Origin of the sequence: Rhizobium sp. ZW T2_16, from assembly GCF_044987325.1 — a bacterium.
GTDB classification, from domain to species: domain Bacteria; phylum Pseudomonadota; class Alphaproteobacteria; order Rhizobiales; family Rhizobiaceae; genus Neorhizobium; species Neorhizobium cellulosilyticum.
Window position 1 is genome coordinate 246,168 of the sequence record NZ_JBJDRG010000003.1, and the last position, 16,976, is coordinate 263,143.

Genomic DNA, 16,976 nt, shown 5'->3' on the forward strand with positions numbered 1-16,976 from the left:
AACGTCTCCGGCAATCGCGCCCCGCGGGCCATGTAGCTAACGCCGCGCTCTAAGCACGTCGGGCGGTGCAAAATCAAGGCCTCAGCGCGGAGCATGCTCAATCAAATCCCAGGTGTTGCCGTAGGGATCGGCAAACACGGCTACCGTGCCGTAAACCTCACGGCGCGGTTCCTCCATGAATTTGACGCCGCGGGCACGCATTGCCGCGTGGTCGCGGGCAAAGTCATCGGTTTTCAGGAAGAAGCCGACCCGCCCTCCGGCCTGGTTGCCGATCGCGGCCAGTTGCCTGTCATCCGCGGCCTGAGCGAGAAGCAGAGCCGCACCCTCATCGCCCTTCGGCTTTACCACAAGCCAGCGCTTACCATCGGCAAGGGACGTATCCTCCACGCAGTCAAAGCCAAGGTCACCACAGTAGAAAGACCTCGCCCGATCGAAGTCATCGACCACCAAGGTCACGAGAAAAAGTGATCGGACTGGCATGGGCGGCTCCTGAGTTTCGCGTAGTGATCTGGCTAAAATCATGGGCCATAGCAACCATTAAGGGAATTTTTCGCAATTTTATGCCTCGGACCCCAATTTTTTTGGGGGTTTTGACAATCAACTTCGAGGACGTTGCTACAGAAGCTCGGAGTGCCGCTATGTAACAGTTTTATAACGAAGTTTTGGCGCTCCCCGAACAACTATAACAAACATCAAGACTGCAATTGGTTAATGAATATTAAGATTCATGACCTATTAATCTCAATTCGAGGTAAATCCCACCTTATTCACGTCACTTTTCAGAATGAAATACCCCGCTACGACGAAGTCGATCGTCATGACGACTGGTCTTTTCTTAGGGGACAACCATGCGCATCTTTTCTCGCGTCGCGCTGGCCTGCCTATTGGCATTCAGTATGAACGTAAACGCCGAGGCAGCAGGCAAGAACGACAAACGCCGCAGCACAGCAATTCAGCACGATTACTCCGCTTTCTACACGGTACAACGTGTCAGTGTCCGTACCGGCTGTTTTCCCGACAAGCTGGAAGCGATCCTTGCCCATATCGCCAAGCAGACCGGCAAGAAGCCGATGGTCACGTCAGGTCATCGCCCGCGTTCGGGCAAGTCGCAACATAGCCGCTGTTTCGCCGCTGACATCCGCGTGCCGGGTGTCTCCGAAAAACGTATCCTGGCAGCAGCCCGCACCGCGCCGGGCATTGGCGGCATCGGCCGTTACTGCAACGGCATCGTGCATGTCGATATCGGCCCAAGCCGTACTTGGGCGCACTGTGGCAAGAAGGGTAAGGGCAGCCTTGCCAACCTGAAGCCGAAGTCGAAGAGCCGCGATACGTGATCGCGGCATTCTTTAAGACGACGCCTTTGGCTTGCGCTTCAAGCTCCGGCGGATCATGCCGAGATCGGCCCCGCCGATGAGGAAGGCGACGCCGAAATAGACGACCATTGCCAGCGCAATCAAAGCGCCAAGGGCCGTGACCTGGCTTAGCAGATGAGCGCCCGGCGCCAACCATGATCCGGCATAGGGCAAGGCGTAGGTAAGCGCTGCCGCCATCACGCCTGCCGAGACGATCAACAGAACCGTGCGCCTGGCGAGCTGCCATTCCCAGACGAGATCGCCGCGCCAGACCAGGATCGTGAACAACAGCACAGTGTTAAGCCAGCCGGCTGCCGCTTCCGCTGTGGCGATGCCGCGCTCGGCAAGGATCGGGAAAAGCGAAATCGCCAGCGCTGAATTCACCACGACGGCAAGCATAGTGATGCGCATCGGCGTCTTGGTATCCTCGCGTGCATAAAAGCCCGGCTGCAGCGCCTTGATGAGCACGAAACCCGGAAGGCCGAGGCCATAGATCGCCAGAATGCCGGCAACGACCGAAGTATTTTCGGCGGAGAACGCCCCGCGTTCGTAGAGTACGCGGATGATCGCATCCGACAGGACCCAGAGACCGACAGCAGCGGGGAGCGTCAAGAAGAGGACGAATTCGATGGAGCGGTTCTGGATGCCGGCCGCTTCCTTCATCTTGCCGCCTTTGAGCGCTCGCGACAGTTCCGGCAAAAGAACGACACCGACAGCCACGCCTACCACGCCGAGTGGCAGTTGGTAGATACGGTCGGCATATTGAAGAGCCGCGATCGCGCCTTCCTTGCCGGAGGCGATCGCCTGACCAATGATCTGGTTGATCTGGGTAACGCCACCGGTAATCGCAGCCGGAACCGCCAGCCATAAAAGCCGCTTGACGTTCGGTGTCATGCGCGGGCGGCGAAAGCCGATATTGATGCCCGCATGGCGCACACCGATATAAACCACAGCAAGCTGTAGAACGCCCGCTACCAGCACGCTCCAGGAGAGATACCAGGCGATCAGCTGGGGCTCCGCACCGATCCAAAGGCCGTAGACCAGAGCGGCGATCATCACCACGTTCAGAAAAACGGGCGCAATTGCCGCTGCGAAGAAATGATGCAGCGAATTCAGCATTCCGCTCATCATCGCCGTCAGCGACATGCACATGAGATAGGGGAACATGACTGCGGCCATGCGGATGGTCAGCGACATCTTTTCGGCGTCGTCGGCAAAACCCGGCGCAATGATGAAACGCACCAGCCATGGCATGGCGAGTTCCATGACAATGGTTATGAGGAGGAGCGCCGAAAAGAGCACCCCGAAGACCTCTTCCGAAAAGCGCTTGGCGCCCTCGACACCGTTGGCCTCGATTTCTTTCGAAAACAGCGGCACGAAGGCGGCGTTGAAGGCGCCTTCGGCAAACAGCCGGCGAAACAGGTTCGGAAAACGGAAGGCGGCGTAAAAGACGTCGGCCATCGGCCCCGTTCCCAGCGCTGCCGCCATCGCCGTCTCACGGGCGAAGCCGAAGATGCGGCTGCCGAGCGTCGCGCCGCCGACGGTCGCGAATTTCTTGACGAGGCTCATGGTCGAATATCCGTCACGCGCGCGCCTTGCTCTTGCGCGGCGGCTGTTCTTCTGTGGCCGGTGCCGGTGTCGGGTTCTTCTTCGCTTCTTCTTCCTGGTCGGTCATGACCGACCACAGCCGGGCAGAGATGGTGTTCTGGCGGTTGTCATTGGTGACTTTCTGACCGACCAGATCGGTGACGTAGAAGGTATCGATGACCTTTTCGCCGAATGTGGTGATGCGGGCAGACTGGATGTCCAGCGACAGGTCGGCAAGGCCGGCGGTGATATCCGCCAGAAGACCTGTACGGTCGAGGCACTCGATCTCGATGACGGTGAACTTGTTAGAGAGGCCGTTCGAAATGGTGACCGAAGGCGGGATGTCAAAGGCCTTGGTCTTCTTGCGGGTCTTGGCGCGGGTGGCGATGACTTCCGGCAGGCGGCGCTTGCCCGAAAGCACATCCTCGATCATCCGGCCGATCGTGCCGGCACGGCGGAGTTCATCCTCGTCTACCGCAAATTCCCGGTTGATCAGGATCGTATCGAGGGCACGGCCGTCGCCAGTCGTGAAGATCTGCGCATCAACGATGTTGGCGCCGGCAGCAGCACAGGCGCCTGCAATGATCGACAGAAGGCGCGGATGGTCGGGCGCGAGTACGGTGATCTCGGTGATTGCCCGGAAGGCATCGGTACGGACCATGGTTGCAAGCGCATGGCCGGCGCGATCGGTATCGCGGATGAAGGTCGCGTGGCGAACCTGATCGTTCAGCGAAACGGCCAAGAGATAGGGCTGATAATGGAGCGACGAATAGGTCTTCCGCTCCTTCCCGTCCCAGGACGACAGCGCATCGAAAAGCGCCTCTTCGGCGACAGTCGCGCGCTCGCGGCGCGGCAGGTCGGAAAAGCCGCCGGAGAGCAGGATCTCGGTTTCGTAATAAAGGGTGCGCAGAAGCTGGCCCTTCCAGCCGTTCCATACGCCGGGACCAACGGCGCGCGTGTCGCAGATCGTCAGGACGAGCAGCAGTTTAAGCCGGTCCATGGACTGCACGACAGCGGCAAAATCGCTGATCGTCTTGCGGTCATGCAGGTCGCGGGTCTGCGCGGTCATCGACATGACGAGATGCTGCTCGATCAGCCAGACGACAATTTCGGTCTGCTTGTGGTTCAGGCCGAGTCTCGGGCAAAGTTTGCGGGCCATGCGGGCGCCGGCGATCGAATGATCCTCCTGACGGCCCTTGGCGACATCATGGAAAAGCACGGCGACATAAAGGGCCTCGCGCTCTTCGATGCCGGGCATGATCTTGGTGGCAAGCGGATGCGCTTCCTGCATCTCGCCCTTGTCAATCTCCGAGAGAGCTTCAACAGAACGGATCAGATGCTCATCAACCGTATAGTGGTGATACATGTTGAACTGCATCATCGCCACGACCTTGCCGAATTCGGGGATGAAGCGGCCGAGTACACCGGCCTCGTTCATGCGGCGCAGCATCAACGCCGGATCGCGGCGCGAGGTCAGGATCGAGAGAAACAGCCGGTTGGCTTCCTCGTTTTCACGCAGGCTGTTGTCGATCAGCGTCAGCGAGCGGGTCATACGCTTCAGCGCATCCGGATGCAGTTCGAGCTGATGGATATCCGCAACATGGAAGAAGCGGATGATGTTGACCGGATCGCGGGTGAAGACATCCGGCGAAGCGAGCGTGATGCGGCCACGGTCGGTGACGAAATCCGTGGTGCCGGGGATCTTGTGCAAACGGTGGGTGAAACGCGAGATGACGCGATTGGCAAGCCCCGGCGCGGCCTTGGCCTGCTGTTCTTCCAGTGCCGCGCAGAAGATACGTGTGAGATCGCCGACATCCTTGGCGACCAGAAAATAGTGCTTCATGAAACGCTCGACGGCGGAAAGGCCGGGACGCGTATGATAACCGAGGGCCGAGGCGATATCGCGCTGGATATCGAAGGACAGGCGCTCCTCCGACTTTCCGGTCAGGAAGTGCATGTGGCAGCGAACCGCCCAGAGAAAATCGTCCGCTTTTTCGAACAGCCGGAATTCGCCACGAGAGAACACGCCGAGCTTGACCAGTTCGGCGGCATCCTTGACGCGGTAGTAATATTTGGCGATCCAGAATAGCGTATGGAGGTCGCGCAGGCCGCCCTTGCCTTCCTTGACGTTCGGTTCAACCAGATAACGGGTGTCGCCGGACTTCTGGTGGCGCTGATCGCGCTCGGCAAGCTTGGCGCTGACGAATTCGGCACCGGTATCGGCCACGACCTCATGGTCGAAACGGGTCTCCAGATCTGCAAACAGGGTTGCGCAACCGCAGATCAGGCGGCTTTCGAGGATTGCGGTGCGGATGGTCATATCCGTCTTGGAAAGGCGGATGCATTCTTCGACCGTGCGGGTCGCGTGGCCGACCTTGAAACCCATATCCCAGAGAATATAGAGCAGGAACTCGACGGCCTTGCGCATCTCGTCGGAGTTTTTCGCCGGCAGCAGGAACAGAAGATCGATATCCGATCCGGGCGCGAGCGTAGCGCGGCCGTAGCCACCGACAGCAGCGATCGTGATGTCCTTGCCTTCAGGGTGTACGGCGGCTGCCACCATCTCATGCAGAATGCAGATGATCTGGTCCTGAACCCAGGAAATCCGCTCGGCGCAATTGAGCCCGCTGCCGTCCTTTACCAGAAGTTCGCGCGCCTTCTGGCGGCCCTCGTTGCTGGCACGGCGCATGATGGGCAGAAGCGCCGACCTCAGCTCCAGAAGCGGACGGGCCGTCTTCATCACCGCGCAGCATTCGGCCTTCAGGGCATCTACATCGAGAAGTTCGGAGAAATTGATTTCGTGTCTGGCCATATCATCCCTGCCGATGCCAGTTTGCCGGTCGGCTCCAGAGCATTTCCGGGCGCAAAACCGGCTCCCGATTTTGGTGGTGTTGCTCTAACGAATTCTGGTCACCTTGACCACCGATTATGGCAGTAGGTCGTTTCCAAGTTGTTGCCTTGCAGCATGAAGTTCAAGAGCCGGTTGTTTCGACTTTCGACCTTGCGCGCCACTGGCGCGGGCTCATGCCCGTTGCGCGACGAAACTCCCGGTTAAAGTTCGATTTTGTCGAGAATCCGACGTCGAGCATGATTGCCGTCGCCGATTGTTTTGTTTCATCCAGCAGGCGGCAGGCTTCGCCGACACGACGGTTGTTGACGAACTGGGAGACGTTGAGACCTGTGGCACGGTTAATGGCGGAAGACAGGTCGCGCGCCGGAATTTTCGCCTTGCGGGAGATTTTCGCGAGGCTGAGATTTTCATCCCTGTAGAGTTCGCCTTCGCCAAGAGCCGCTGTGACGCGCTCGACGATTGCTGCATCTGCCGGATCGGGCAAAGCCGATGCTTTGGGAGAAACCGCGGTGCGGTCCGGATCGGGCAGGAGGTAATAAATACCTGTTGCCGCAAGCGCGACGATGTTCATGATCGCCACCGCAAACGGAACTCCTTCTGCACCGGCGACACCCGCATAGACGGCCACGGCAACATCGCTCAGGGCGAAGAAGAACATCAGGATCGCGGTCAGACGCGCGGCGCGCAAAGCCGGACGCATGCGCTGAAGGCTCGCCTCCGCCATCACCTCGTCATCGCTGGTTCGCGCCAGACGCCAGATGGCAGTGCCGTAAACGAGGAAGATCACAAGCAGCAGCGGATCGACCAGCACCTGCATAAAGGCGACCGAAAGCGCGATGGAAGCCGGTGCCCATAGATGGATCCAGGGTTTGGGTATCGTCTCATCCGTCAGGCCACGAAATGCCAGGAAGGCGAGTGGCGGCATCACGGAGGCGGTAATCGGCTGGATCGGCGCAAGCGCCTTGACGCCGTAGCCGAAATGCAGGCCGACGACCACGCCCTGCAACGCATAAAGGATCAGGAAAGCCACGAAATACCGGCGACTTCCAGGCGCTTCCACGCCCTTGAGGCTGTGATGAAGAACCAGTGCGAAGATCAATCCGGCAATGAAGGGTAACGGTATGGCGAGCAATGGACGATCCCGATGGCGCTCAGAAAAGCCTGAAGAAAATTCTACGACAATCTATATCATCTTCGGACCCGAAAGGGAGATCGCGCTACCCGCAATAGCAGGTAGCCCGAACCCGGCTTCGCCAGTCTTGGCGGTTCAGGCCGATGCCAAGGCTTCCTTTACGGCAATCTCCGCCATGGCAAGGGCTGCCTCGCGGCTGGTGGCTGCTGCGATGAAGCGACCGTTATGGCAGAAAGTGGCGCCCTTGACGCCGGAAGCGGCTTCGAGATCACCGTTCGTCAGGCCCGCCCAGGATTTCGGCAGATCGGCGCGCAGTTCGAACCCGTCATCCGCCTTACGGATGCCGGTAACGCACCAGTCCTTGCCGTCGCGCGGATGGACGACGAAAAGAAGGTGATCGGCACCGGCCTTCACGATTGCCGGGCGGAAGGGCATGCCCATGGGAAGCTCAAGCACGCGACCCTCGCCAGCCTCGGCGATCGCTTCAAGGACGAGCGTTTCGGCACGCAACTTGGCGGCGCGCTTGCCGATACCAGCCTCGACAAAGGCACGGGCGATGGCGAGCGCTGCATGAAAAGCGCGATCATCGGCACCCTGCTCCTTGTCGTCGAAGTTGGGTTTGAGCGTTTCGAGCAGGCTCGACAGGGTGAGGCCGGCAAGAGGACCGGCGCTGGACGGGCTGAGCGCACCATTGTCCATCAGGTCTATCGGCAGGACGAAACTCTTGTCGAAGGAGGCGTGCAGGGCATCGACATGGGCGGTCGGGATATTCATGGCGGCAAGATAGTCGCGACCATAATGCTTCCAGATCAGGCCGAAGGAGCTGTAGGGCGCCTCGTCCTCGCGCAGCGGCGCGCCGCGCTGGTGGTGATCGAAGATCTGTTTTTCGGCATCATAAGCGCCGCCGACATCATAGATGATGCGATCGCTGCCGGGCGTGATCCACTCCGGCGCGCGGCTGCGGACGATTTTTGCCTCGGGAAAAAGCCGGGTCAGGATGACGCTGGAGAGAAGTTCATCGGCATGGAAGCCACCGGAATGGGTGACGAGATAATCTGGTTTCATGCCGGAATGCGCCTTTGTTGGTTTGTTTCATCGCAATTCCGGACGCAAAACCGGTTCCCACTTCTGCTGGAATTGCTCTAGGAAACGCACCAGATAGCCGCAGTCGCAGGTCTTCACAAGCACGGCAGCACCATGATTGGCAAAGCTGATTACGAAATCGCGATGATTTCGAGTTCCTGATGACCGACCGTCACCAGATCGCCTAAGGACTTGCCGTTGAGCGCGCGTGCGACCGGCGACACATAGGAGATCGTTCCAGCCTTGGGATCGGCCTCGTCTTCGCCGACGATGCGGTAGGTCTGCTCGCGGCCATCATCGCGGCTGAATGTAACCGTGCTGCCGAAAGAGACTGTAGCATTCGATGCAGACGCCGGGACGAGTTGGGCCGTGTGGACCCGTTCCGCGAAATACCGGATGTCGCGCGCCGGACCCGCCGCCTGGCGTCGCCGCTCATTGATGTCATCCAACCCGTTCGTCGCCTCATAGGCATCGCGGGCGGCCTGCAGCTGAAGCTCAAGCGCCTTCAGCCCGGTTTCCGTCACGAGGTTCGGATGGGTTGATATCGGCCGGTCAGGCAGCACCGTTTCGGCGGCCGTTTCGGCACTTTCTTCCTTCATGAAGGCAACGCTCACGCGTGAACTCCTCTGCACCCGTATCAGCCACCGCCTGACAGTGGCTTCAGCGTTTTTCACAGCCACTACACAATAGATGAGAGTATCTGCAAGTACCATCTCATTCGGAAAAACCCACTCGTCGGCGAGACCTCATCTCATGAGGGGGCAAACCGGACGATTGACAGCAGCGCGGAAAAGCAGGTTTCGTCGTCACAGGGCATGCTCGCCGGGACATTTATGTCCTTTGCTGTCGACAGAAGCGAATGAATGAGAACCTCCCTGATCGCGAGTTTGGTCAAAGGCCTACCTTCCACGAACAGAAGCATTCGCCAGGCGCTCCGACCGACGATAACGACAGTCAGTTCAACGTTGACATCCTTCAACTTCGGCTCAATGCCGGTGACGCGTGCTGCATCGAAACCATTCAGCTTGAACGGTTCCCATTTGCCGTTGACGGAAATGTCTTCGGCAATCACGCTTTGCAGCGCCTCACCGTAAGCAACCGCATCGACCGATGGCTGATCCATCGGCTCATAACCAAACAGAATTTCGGACGTCAGTTTGTCAGATGTGAAGTGATAGAGCTTGCCGCTGTCGGCTTTGATTTCTCCAAAGACCCAAGTGGACCAGAGATCCGCCTTTTTGCCCGTGGCGGGATTTTCCCAATACCGATAACTGGAGGCCATGCGCTCTTCTGCGCGCAGCATGTTCATGTAGCCGATCGCCATTACGGTCAGCATGAATGTGACTGCAGCAGTTGCGGCTGCGGCAGCAGAGCGAGAGAGCCTGCCTTTTCCGCGGACAATGGCTGCGCCTTCGTCATACCAGGCAGGTCTTCCCTTGGTGATGCGACGGTATTGCAGGATGCAGGGAATGATTGAAAGATAAGGAACGCCGACGGTGTTGACAAAGAACCAGATCCTGAATTCCCGCGTCATATAGAACTGCCAATCCGGCATGCCGGATCTGTTTTCCACCCTGAGCCCCGCAACCAGTTTGCCGGGGGTAGTGCCAAACAATGTCATCGCCCCCCACAAAACGATGCTGGTGATGGCAGCAAGCATCACGATGGTCAGAAGGTTGTCGGCTGCCGGGAAATTTACGCCAATCTCAGGCAGGTGTGGCCGGATTAAATAGCCGAAAGGCAATCCTACTACCGCCCCGATTATCATTTCGTCCGCAAGGCGCGCCCAAAAGCGCGGCCATGGCCCTGCAATCGTCGGATCGGGCAAGGGATCTGATTCCTTGTCCAACATGTCGCTCTCAAAACAAAGGCTCAGTTCGGAGGCTTCCGAGGCATTGACCCAATCTGCAAGGCCGGGGTGCCAGAGTAGTGTTTCCGGCTTTATCGTGCCTTTTCGGGCGAGCACGCCGAGGTCTTCAGCGGAAACAGGACCACCCTGTTTCCGGCCAAGCTTATAATACCAATAGGTCATTTAAATCAGTCATATCCCGTTTCCCCGCGGGCGAGGCTACAGGAGCAGATGAACACGATGCAAATGCCAAGTTGTATCAGGGGTGACCGAACAAACGCTTTTTGCCATCCTGCAGCGGTGCGAAAACCAAATCAGGTTTTCGCACCGGCTTGCTTCTTGAGCGCATAAAGCGCTTCGAGCGCCTCACGCGGGCTCATGTCATCCGGGTTGATGGCCTTCAACGCTTCTTCGACCTTGGAAGATCCACCGCGCTTTTCTTCCTTGCGCACCGCGACCTGGAAAAGCGGCAGATCGTCGATCAGCTGGCTTGCCGGGTTCTTGCGGTCGGAATCTTCCAGCTTGGTCAGCACGTCCCGGGCGCGGCTCACCACGCTATCGGGAAGGCCAGCAAGGCGGGCGACCTGGATGCCGTAGGAACGATCGGCAGCACCTGGGCCGACCTCGTGCAGGAAGATTACCTCGCCATCCCATTCCTTCACCTTCATCGTGGCGTTGGAAAGACGACCGAGTTTTTCCGAAAGCACGGTCAGTTCGTGGAAGTGGGTAGCGAACAGGCCGCGGCAACGATTGCCTTCATGCAGGTGCTCGACGGAAGCCCAGGCGATCGACAGGCCGTCGAAGGTCGCGGTTCCACGGCCGATCTCGTCGAGGATGACCAGAGAACGGTCGGTTGCCTGATTAAGGATGGCCGCCGTTTCGACCATCTCGACCATGAAGGTGGAGCGGCCGCGGGCAAGATCATCAGACGCGCCGACGCGCGAGAACAGCCGGTCGACCACGCCGATATGGGCGGCGGAAGCCGGCACGAAAGAACCCATCTGGGCAAGAATGGCGATCAGCGCATTCTGGCGGAGGAAGGTCGATTTACCGCCCATGTTCGGGCCGGTGAGCAGCCAGAGCGCGCCGAATTCGCCACCATTTTTCGGTGACAGATCGCATTCGTTGGCGATGAACGGGCCCGACGACTGGCGGCGAAGCGCCTGCTCGACAACCGGATGGCGGCCCCCCTCGATCGCAAACATTCGGCTGTCATCAACGATCGGGCGGCGGTAATTCCATTCCTCGGCGAGCATGGCAAGACCGCCGGCGACATCGATGATCGACAGCGCGCGGGCACCGGCCTTGATCGCCTCTGCTTCCGTGGTAACGGCGGCGACCATGCGGTCGAAGGCTTCGAGTTCGATCGTCAGCGCCTTGTCGGCGGCGTTGGCAATGCGGCTTTCGAGATCGGCAAGCTCGGTCGTGGTGAAACGCATCGCATTCGCCATTGTCTGACGATGGATGAAACGCGCCTTTGCTTCCGGCGTATCGGTCATCGGGCCGGCATTGCCGGCAGTGACTTCGATGAAATAACCAAGCACGTTGTTGTGCTTGATCTTCAGCGACTTGATGCCGGTTTCGTCGGCATATTGCAGCTGCAGGCCGGCGATCACCTTGCGGGACTGGTCGCGCAGGGCACGAACCTCATCCAGTTCAGCATTGGCGCCATCAGCCAGGAATCCCCCGTCACGCTTCAGAAGCGGCAGGTCTTCCGCCAGCATGTTGCCGAGCAGGGATTGAACCGTAACCGGCAACGCCTTCAGATCGACCAGCGCATCGGACAGTTCTTCCGGAAGCATTGATCCATCAAGAAAGGCCGCCACCCCGCGCGCGGCTTCCAGACCGGTCAGGATTGCGCCGAGATCACGCGGGCCGCCACGGTCGAGCGCAAGACGCGAGAGCGCGCGGGGCATATCCGGCACGTGCTTCAGCGATGTGCGCAGGTCGGAGCAGAGCGACGGCTCTTCCAGCAGAAAGGAGATGGAATCGAGCCGGAGATTGATGCGCTCCGGATCGGTCAGTGGCGACATCAGCCGCTCGGCAAGAAGCCGGGCTCCGCCGCCGGTAACGGTGCGGTCGATGGCCTTCAGCAGTGTTCCCTCGCGCTCACCCGAAAGCGTCTTCGTCAGCTCGAGATTGCCGCGGGTGGCGGGATCGATGAACAGCGTCGAGGCGCCGCTTTCGCGTTCCGGCCGCCCGAGCGGCGGGCGCTCGGAAATCTGGGTCTTTTCGACATAGGCGATGGCGGCCGCGGCGGCGGCGAATTCGGCACGGGAAAAAGTGCCGAAACCATCGAGCGTCGTGACACCGAAATAACGAGCGATGCGGCCTTCGGACGTGGCGCTGTCGAACAGAACCGAAGGCTGCGGCACGGCGACGCGGCCGAGCACATCAAAGACCGGTTTCAGCTCCGGATCGTGAAACATCGTATCCGGCATGATCAGTTCGCGCGGCTCTATGCGCAGGATATCGGCAAGCAGGCGCGACGGCTCTGTTTCCGCAAGGCGGAAGACGCCAGTGGAGATGTCGATCCAGGCAAGTGCCATCGCCGGCTCGGCGCCGCCCTTGATGCGAGCAAGCGTCATCAGATAGTTCGATTCCGAGGCGACAAGCAGCTTTTCTTCCGTGATCGTGCCCGGCGTGACGAGGCGCACGACATCGCGTTTCACCACCGATTTCGAGCCGCGCTTCTTCGCCTCCGCCGGATCTTCCACCTGCTCGCAGACGGCGACGCGGAAACCGAGCGAAATCAGTTTCTGCAGATAGTCATCCGCCGCATGGACAGGGACACCGCACATGGGGATATCCTGGCCCATGTGCTGACCACGCCGGGTAAGCGTGATGCCGAGCGCCCGGGATGCGTCAATCGCATCCTGGAAAAACAGTTCGTAGAAATCGCCCATGCGATAGAAGAGCAGCGAACCGGGATTGTTCGCCTTGATCTCGATGAACTGCTCCATCATCGGGGTGGCCGTGGCACGGCTTTCCTCCGAGGCGAGCTGGTCGGTGGTCAGGGCGTCGATGGACAAACGTTCAAACTGGGTCACTGGGCCGATTTTCATTGCGCATGGAAAGTCGCGACACTATCGGTGAAGCCCCTTTGAATACAACATTTGCAGCAGCTTCAGGCGAAGCTGCCCACAGGAAGCTGGAGGATATGGTCGTGAACGATAAGACAGCAAGCACGCGAACATCGGTAACCGAGCAGGAAGCACTCGATTTTCACTCCGATGGGCGCCCCGGCAAGCTCGAAATCACGCCGACCAAGCCGATGGCCACGCAACGCGACCTGTCACTTGCCTATTCGCCAGGTGTTGCGGTTCCGGTATTGGCGATCGCTGCCGATCCTGCCAAGGCCTATGACTACACGACCCGCGGCAACATGGTGGCCGTCATCTCCAATGGCACGGCAATCCTCGGCCTCGGCAATCTAGGTGCGCTGGCATCCAAGCCGGTCATGGAAGGCAAGTCGGTTCTGTTCAAGCGCTTTGCCGATGTCGATTCCATCGATCTTGAGGTGGACACCGAGAATGTCGACGAGTTCATCAACTGCGTGCGTTATCTCGGCCCGTCCTTCGGCGGCATCAATCTCGAAGACATCAAGGCGCCAGAATGTTTCATCATCGAAAGCCGGCTGCGCGAGCTGATGGATATCCCGGTTTTCCATGACGACCAGCATGGCACGGCAATCATCGCCGCTGCCGGCCTGATCAATGCGCTTAAGCTGACCGGTCGCGATCTAAAGACCACCAAACTCGTCTGCAACGGTGCCGGTGCTGCCGCAATCGCCTGTATCGAGCTTATCAAGGCGATGGGGTTTGCGCCGGAGAACATCATTCTATGCGACACCAAGGGCGTGATCTATCAGGGCCGCACGGAGGGCATGAACCAGTGGAAATCGGCGCATGCCGCCAAGACGGACCGCCGCTCACTGGAAGAAGCGATGAATGGCGCTGACGTGGTCTTCGGCCTGTCGCAGAAGGGAGCCTTCACCGAAGAGATGATCCGCTCCATGGCGCCTAAGCCGATCATCTTCGCCATGGCCAATCCGGATCCGGAAATCACGCCTGAGGAAGTGGCGCGTATCCGTGACGACGCGATCATGGCGACCGGCCGCTCGGACTATCCGAACCAGGTCAACAATGTGCTTGGCTTTCCTTACATCTTCCGCGGCGCGCTCGATGTTCGCGCCCGCCAGATCAACGACGCGATGAAGATCGCCGCAGCGCAGGCGCTTGCGAATCTCGCTCGCGAAGCCGTGCCGGACGATGTGGCCGCTGCCTATCAGGGCGTGCGTCCGCGTTTCGGCGCGCAGTATATCATTCCCGTCCCGTTCGATCCCCGCCTGATCTCGGCCATTCCGATGGCGGTTGCGCAGGCTGCGATGGAAAGTGGCGTGGCGCGTCGCGAGATAACCGACATTGCGGCTTACGGGCGCGAACTTGCTGCGCGGCGCGATCCGATAGCGGCCACGACACAGAGCATCTATGACCGGGTACGGCGCTTTCCGAAGCGGGTCGTCTTTGCCGAAGCGGAAGAAGAGCAGGTGATGCGGGCGGCGATTTCCTTCTGCAACCAGGAGCTTGGCACGGCCATCCTGCTCGGACGAGATGACGTGATCCGCGCCACGGCGGAGAAGGCGGGGATCGATCTCGACCAACCCGGCATCGAAATCGTCAACGCCCGTATTTCGAAGCGGACCGAAGCCTATACCGATCACCTCTATGCCAAGCTTCAGCGTCAGGGCTACCTGCTGCGTGACGTGCAGCGCCTGATCAACAATGACCGCAATCATTTTGCGGCAACGATGGTCGCCGTAGGCGATGCGGATGCAATGGTGACGGGCACGACCCGCAACTATGCCTCTGCGCTTGCCGACGTGCGGCGCTGTATCGCCACCAAGCCCGGCCACCGGGTGATCGGGGTCTCGCTCGTCGTTGCCCGCGGCCGGACGATCTTCGTTGCCGACACGGCCGTGCATGACCAGCCGAATGCGGAGGATCTTGCCGATATCGCCACCGAGGCCGCACGGGTTGCCCGGCGCATGGGCTACGAACCACGGGTGGCGATGCTTGCCTATTCCAACTTCGGCCAGTCGGTGGGTGAACGCTCCGAGCGTGTGCGCGAGGCTATAAAAATCCTCGATAGCCGCCGGGTCGATTTCGAATATGACGGCGAGATTGCTGCGGATGTGGCGCTCAATGCAACGCGCATGGAGCAGTACCCGTTCTGCAGGCTTTCAGGCACGGCAAATGTGCTGGTCATGCCGGCGATCCATTCGGCTTCGATTGCAACGCGCATGCTGCAGGAACTGGGTGGATCAACCCTGATCGGACCGCTTCTCGTCGGTCTCGACAAGTCGGTGCAGATCACCCAAATGGGTGCCAAGGACAGCGAGATCGTCAACATGGCGGCGATCGCCGCCTACAATGCAGGGTCGTAAGCATTTCTTGATACGCCCGTTCGAGCGGACTAAGTTCAGTGAACTAAGTCCGCTCGAGGCACCCACCATGAAAACGGTCAATATTCACGAAGCAAAGATACACCTTTAGCGGCTGGTCGAAGAGGCTGCGAATGGTGAAGGGTTCGTCATCGCCAAGGCGGGCAAGCCGATGGTGAAGGTCGGTCCACTGGAGGATGCTCCCGCAGGCGCCTCAAGTAAGAAACGCCACATAGGCTTTCTCGATGGCCAGTTTTCCGTGCCGGATGATTTCGACACCCTGTTCGCCAAAGACATTGAAGACATGTTCTGCGGCGAAGATAAATGAAACTGTTGCTGGACTCTCATATTCTGGTCTGGCTTGCGGCGATGAGTGCGAAACTTGCCGCACAGGCCAGACCATTAGTCGAAAATACCGACAACACGCTTTTTTCAGTGCAGCCAGCATATGGGAACTAACCATTAAGCATGCACACGGCCGGGAAGATATTCCGGTTCATCCACGTGTACTGCACCGCGCTTTGTTAGATAACGGTTTTCAAGAATTGCCGGTAACCGGTGACCACGCCTTCGGGCTTGAAACGCTTCCGTACCTCCACAAGGATCCGTTCGATCGGATCCTGATCGCGCAAGCCAAATCCGAAGGCATGCCTCTACTCACCTCCGACGAGACGATCGCCCGTTACAGCGGGCCGATACGGCTCGTTGTATAACACTCAGCTGGCGAAGCGGCCGGCGTCGGCGCCGAAATGGTTGATATAGCGGCCGGAAATGACGGCGATCGGCAGGACGATCAGGACGTCGGTCGTGTTGAAGGCCTGGTCGACCACTGCACCGTCACCGATCATTGCGCCGAGACGTAGATAACCCTTGACCAGCGGTGGCATGGCCGACAGGGCCTGGCGCGGATTGATCTCGTCGGCGGGGATCATGTCCATCTTGCGATAGAGATCCGATTTGGCCGACACCATCCACTCATCCTTCACCCGCGAATTCTGGTGCAGGAAGGAAAGAGCGAGCGCATGTTCCTGCGGATCGACACCGGGGAAGGATGCGCAGCCGAACATGGCACCCATACCGTGCCTCAGTGCGTAAGCCCAGTTGCCCTGCCAGAGCAGTTCCACGGTCCGCTTCGTGCGGTAATCGGGCAGGACGCAAGAACGGCCGAGCTCCATGAACTGCTTGTCGGGATGGCGCTTCAGGAGCGGCTCGATATCGAATTCCGAGGCGGAATAGAAACCACCATTGGCCATTGCGACTTCCTGGCGCAGCAGGCGGTAGGTGCCAACGATCTGATCTTCGATTTCGCCATCAATCGCATTGTCGACCACTAGAAGATGATCGCAGATATCGTCATAGCTATCGAAATCGCGCCTGAGATGCATCGCCTCGGGAGGCAGCATCGCATTCATCTCTTCAACGAAAACGCGATAGCGAACCGACTGTGCCGCATCGATCTCCCGGCTGTTGCGCGCAAGCCGCGTTTCCAACGAGCCTATGCGGCCGAATACATCGCTCTTCTCGATGGAAGGCGCCGGTGTCGAGGGATGATCGAGGGTCAATTCGCGGTTCAGGAGTTCGATTGCCATGGTGAGTCACCCGTACCGGTTGGATCACCGCCATTAATCACGTCTCTGCAACAGGAACGTGACATCGATTGTCACAATAGGCTGCGGGTA

The 16,976-nt window shown here is 59.2% G+C and carries 14 protein-coding genes; 5 read left to right on the forward strand and 9 right to left on the reverse strand.

Going from position 1 to position 16,976, the window contains the following annotated elements:
- Positions 1–81 precede the first annotated feature (81 nt).
- The gene (locus tag ACI3K0_RS11110) at positions 82–480 is read right to left on the reverse strand and encodes a VOC family protein (RefSeq protein WP_183823565.1); all 399 of its coding nucleotides are present in this window, start codon (positions 478–480) and stop codon (positions 82–84) included.
- A gap of 368 nt (positions 481–848) precedes the next feature.
- Here ACI3K0_RS11110 and ACI3K0_RS11115 point away from each other — a divergent pair, with 368 nt between their 5' ends.
- Positions 849–1,334 (forward strand): DUF882 domain-containing protein, encoded by a 486-nt coding sequence (locus ACI3K0_RS11115; RefSeq protein ID WP_148145984.1) that lies wholly within the window; start codon positions 849–851, stop codon positions 1,332–1,334.
- 12 nt (positions 1,335–1,346) lie between these two features.
- Here ACI3K0_RS11115 and murJ read toward each other — a convergent pair whose 3' ends face one another.
- The 7 genes from murJ to mutS form a co-directional block, all read right to left on the reverse strand.
- Positions 1,347–2,921: a murein biosynthesis integral membrane protein MurJ gene (gene murJ / locus ACI3K0_RS11120; RefSeq protein ID WP_404945328.1), complete on the reverse strand. Its 1,575-nt coding sequence runs from the start codon at positions 2,919–2,921 to the stop codon at positions 1,347–1,349.
- Between the two features lie 13 nt (positions 2,922–2,934).
- Positions 2,935–5,751 (reverse strand): [protein-PII] uridylyltransferase, encoded by a 2,817-nt coding sequence (locus tag ACI3K0_RS11125; RefSeq protein WP_404945329.1) that lies wholly within the window; start codon positions 5,749–5,751, stop codon positions 2,935–2,937.
- A gap of 160 nt (positions 5,752–5,911) precedes the next feature.
- Complete coding sequence (locus ACI3K0_RS11130; RefSeq protein ID WP_183823569.1) at positions 5,912–6,922, reverse strand: AraC family transcriptional regulator; 1,011 nt, start codon at positions 6,920–6,922, stop codon at positions 5,912–5,914.
- Between the two features lie 135 nt (positions 6,923–7,057).
- On the reverse strand, positions 7,058–7,987 hold the full coding sequence (locus ACI3K0_RS11135; RefSeq protein ID WP_183823571.1) for an MYG1 family protein: 930 nt from the start codon (positions 7,985–7,987) through the stop codon (positions 7,058–7,060).
- Between the two features lie 149 nt (positions 7,988–8,136).
- Complete coding sequence (greA, locus tag ACI3K0_RS11140) at positions 8,137–8,619, reverse strand: transcription elongation factor GreA (RefSeq protein WP_183823573.1); 483 nt, start codon at positions 8,617–8,619, stop codon at positions 8,137–8,139.
- Positions 8,620–8,756: 137 nt separating this feature from the next.
- On the reverse strand, positions 8,757–10,037 hold the full coding sequence (locus tag ACI3K0_RS11145) for an RDD family protein (RefSeq protein WP_404945330.1): 1,281 nt from the start codon (positions 10,035–10,037) through the stop codon (positions 8,757–8,759).
- A gap of 131 nt (positions 10,038–10,168) precedes the next feature.
- The gene (gene mutS / locus ACI3K0_RS11150) at positions 10,169–12,820 is read right to left on the reverse strand and encodes a DNA mismatch repair protein MutS (RefSeq protein WP_394353668.1); all 2,652 of its coding nucleotides are present in this window, start codon (positions 12,818–12,820) and stop codon (positions 10,169–10,171) included.
- 194 nt (positions 12,821–13,014) lie between these two features.
- Between mutS and ACI3K0_RS11155 the strand changes: the two genes are divergently transcribed.
- The 4 genes from ACI3K0_RS11155 to ACI3K0_RS11170 all read left to right on the forward strand — a co-directional run bounded on the left by ACI3K0_RS11155 (position 13,015) and on the right by ACI3K0_RS11170 (position 16,010).
- Positions 13,015–15,300 carry an NADP-dependent malic enzyme gene (locus tag ACI3K0_RS11155; RefSeq protein ID WP_183823579.1) on the forward strand — a complete coding sequence of 762 codons (2,286 nt, stop codon included), beginning with the start codon at positions 13,015–13,017 and terminating at the stop codon, positions 15,298–15,300.
- A 112-nt stretch (positions 15,301–15,412) separates the two neighbouring features.
- Positions 15,413–15,625, forward strand: a complete 213-nt coding sequence (locus ACI3K0_RS11160) for a type II toxin-antitoxin system Phd/YefM family antitoxin (RefSeq protein ID WP_246436066.1) — start codon at positions 15,413–15,415, stop codon at positions 15,623–15,625.
- Positions 15,622–15,756, forward strand: coding sequence for a hypothetical protein (locus ACI3K0_RS11165; protein WP_343062455.1), 135 nt, complete (start codon positions 15,622–15,624; stop codon positions 15,754–15,756). Before ACI3K0_RS11160 ends, ACI3K0_RS11165 begins: the two co-directional genes overlap by 4 nt.
- A 2-nt stretch (positions 15,757–15,758) precedes the next feature.
- The gene (locus tag ACI3K0_RS11170; protein ID WP_343062451.1) at positions 15,759–16,010 is read left to right on the forward strand and encodes a type II toxin-antitoxin system VapC family toxin; all 252 of its coding nucleotides are present in this window, start codon (positions 15,759–15,761) and stop codon (positions 16,008–16,010) included.
- 3 nt (positions 16,011–16,013) lie between these two features.
- Here the strand turns inward: ACI3K0_RS11170 and ACI3K0_RS11175 are convergent, their stop codons facing one another.
- Positions 16,014–16,886: a GNAT family N-acetyltransferase gene (locus ACI3K0_RS11175; RefSeq protein ID WP_183823581.1), complete on the reverse strand. Its 873-nt coding sequence runs from the start codon at positions 16,884–16,886 to the stop codon at positions 16,014–16,016.
- Positions 16,887–16,976 lie beyond the last annotated feature (90 nt).

Excerpts from the sequence above, each read along its gene's own strand:
- ACI3K0_RS11115 (WP_148145984.1), top strand. The coding sequence starts at position 849 with ATGCGCATCTTTTCTCGCGTCGCGCTGGCCTGCCTATTGGCATTCAGT.
- ACI3K0_RS11145 (WP_404945330.1), bottom strand. The coding sequence starts at position 10,037 with ATGACCTATTGGTATTATAAGCTTGGCCGGAAACAGGGTGGTCCTGTT.
- ACI3K0_RS11165 (WP_343062455.1), top strand. The coding sequence starts at position 15,622 with ATGAAACTGTTGCTGGACTCTCATATTCTGGTCTGGCTTGCGGCGATG.
- murJ (WP_404945328.1), bottom strand. The coding sequence starts at position 2,921 with ATGAGCCTCGTCAAGAAATTCGCGACCGTCGGCGGCGCGACGCTCGGC.
- ACI3K0_RS11125 (WP_404945329.1), bottom strand. The coding sequence starts at position 5,751 with ATGGCCAGACACGAAATCAATTTCTCCGAACTTCTCGATGTAGATGCC.
- mutS (WP_394353668.1), bottom strand. The coding sequence starts at position 12,820 with ATGATGGAGCAGTTCATCGAGATCAAGGCGAACAATCCCGGTTCGCTG.
- ACI3K0_RS11135 (WP_183823571.1), bottom strand. The coding sequence starts at position 7,987 with ATGAAACCAGATTATCTCGTCACCCATTCCGGTGGCTTCCATGCCGAT.
- ACI3K0_RS11175 (WP_183823581.1), bottom strand. The coding sequence starts at position 16,886 with ATGGCAATCGAACTCCTGAACCGCGAATTGACCCTCGATCATCCCTCG.
- ACI3K0_RS11155 (WP_183823579.1), top strand. The coding sequence starts at position 13,015 with ATGGTCGTGAACGATAAGACAGCAAGCACGCGAACATCGGTAACCGAG.
- ACI3K0_RS11110 (WP_183823565.1), bottom strand. The coding sequence starts at position 480 with ATGCCAGTCCGATCACTTTTTCTCGTGACCTTGGTGGTCGATGACTTC.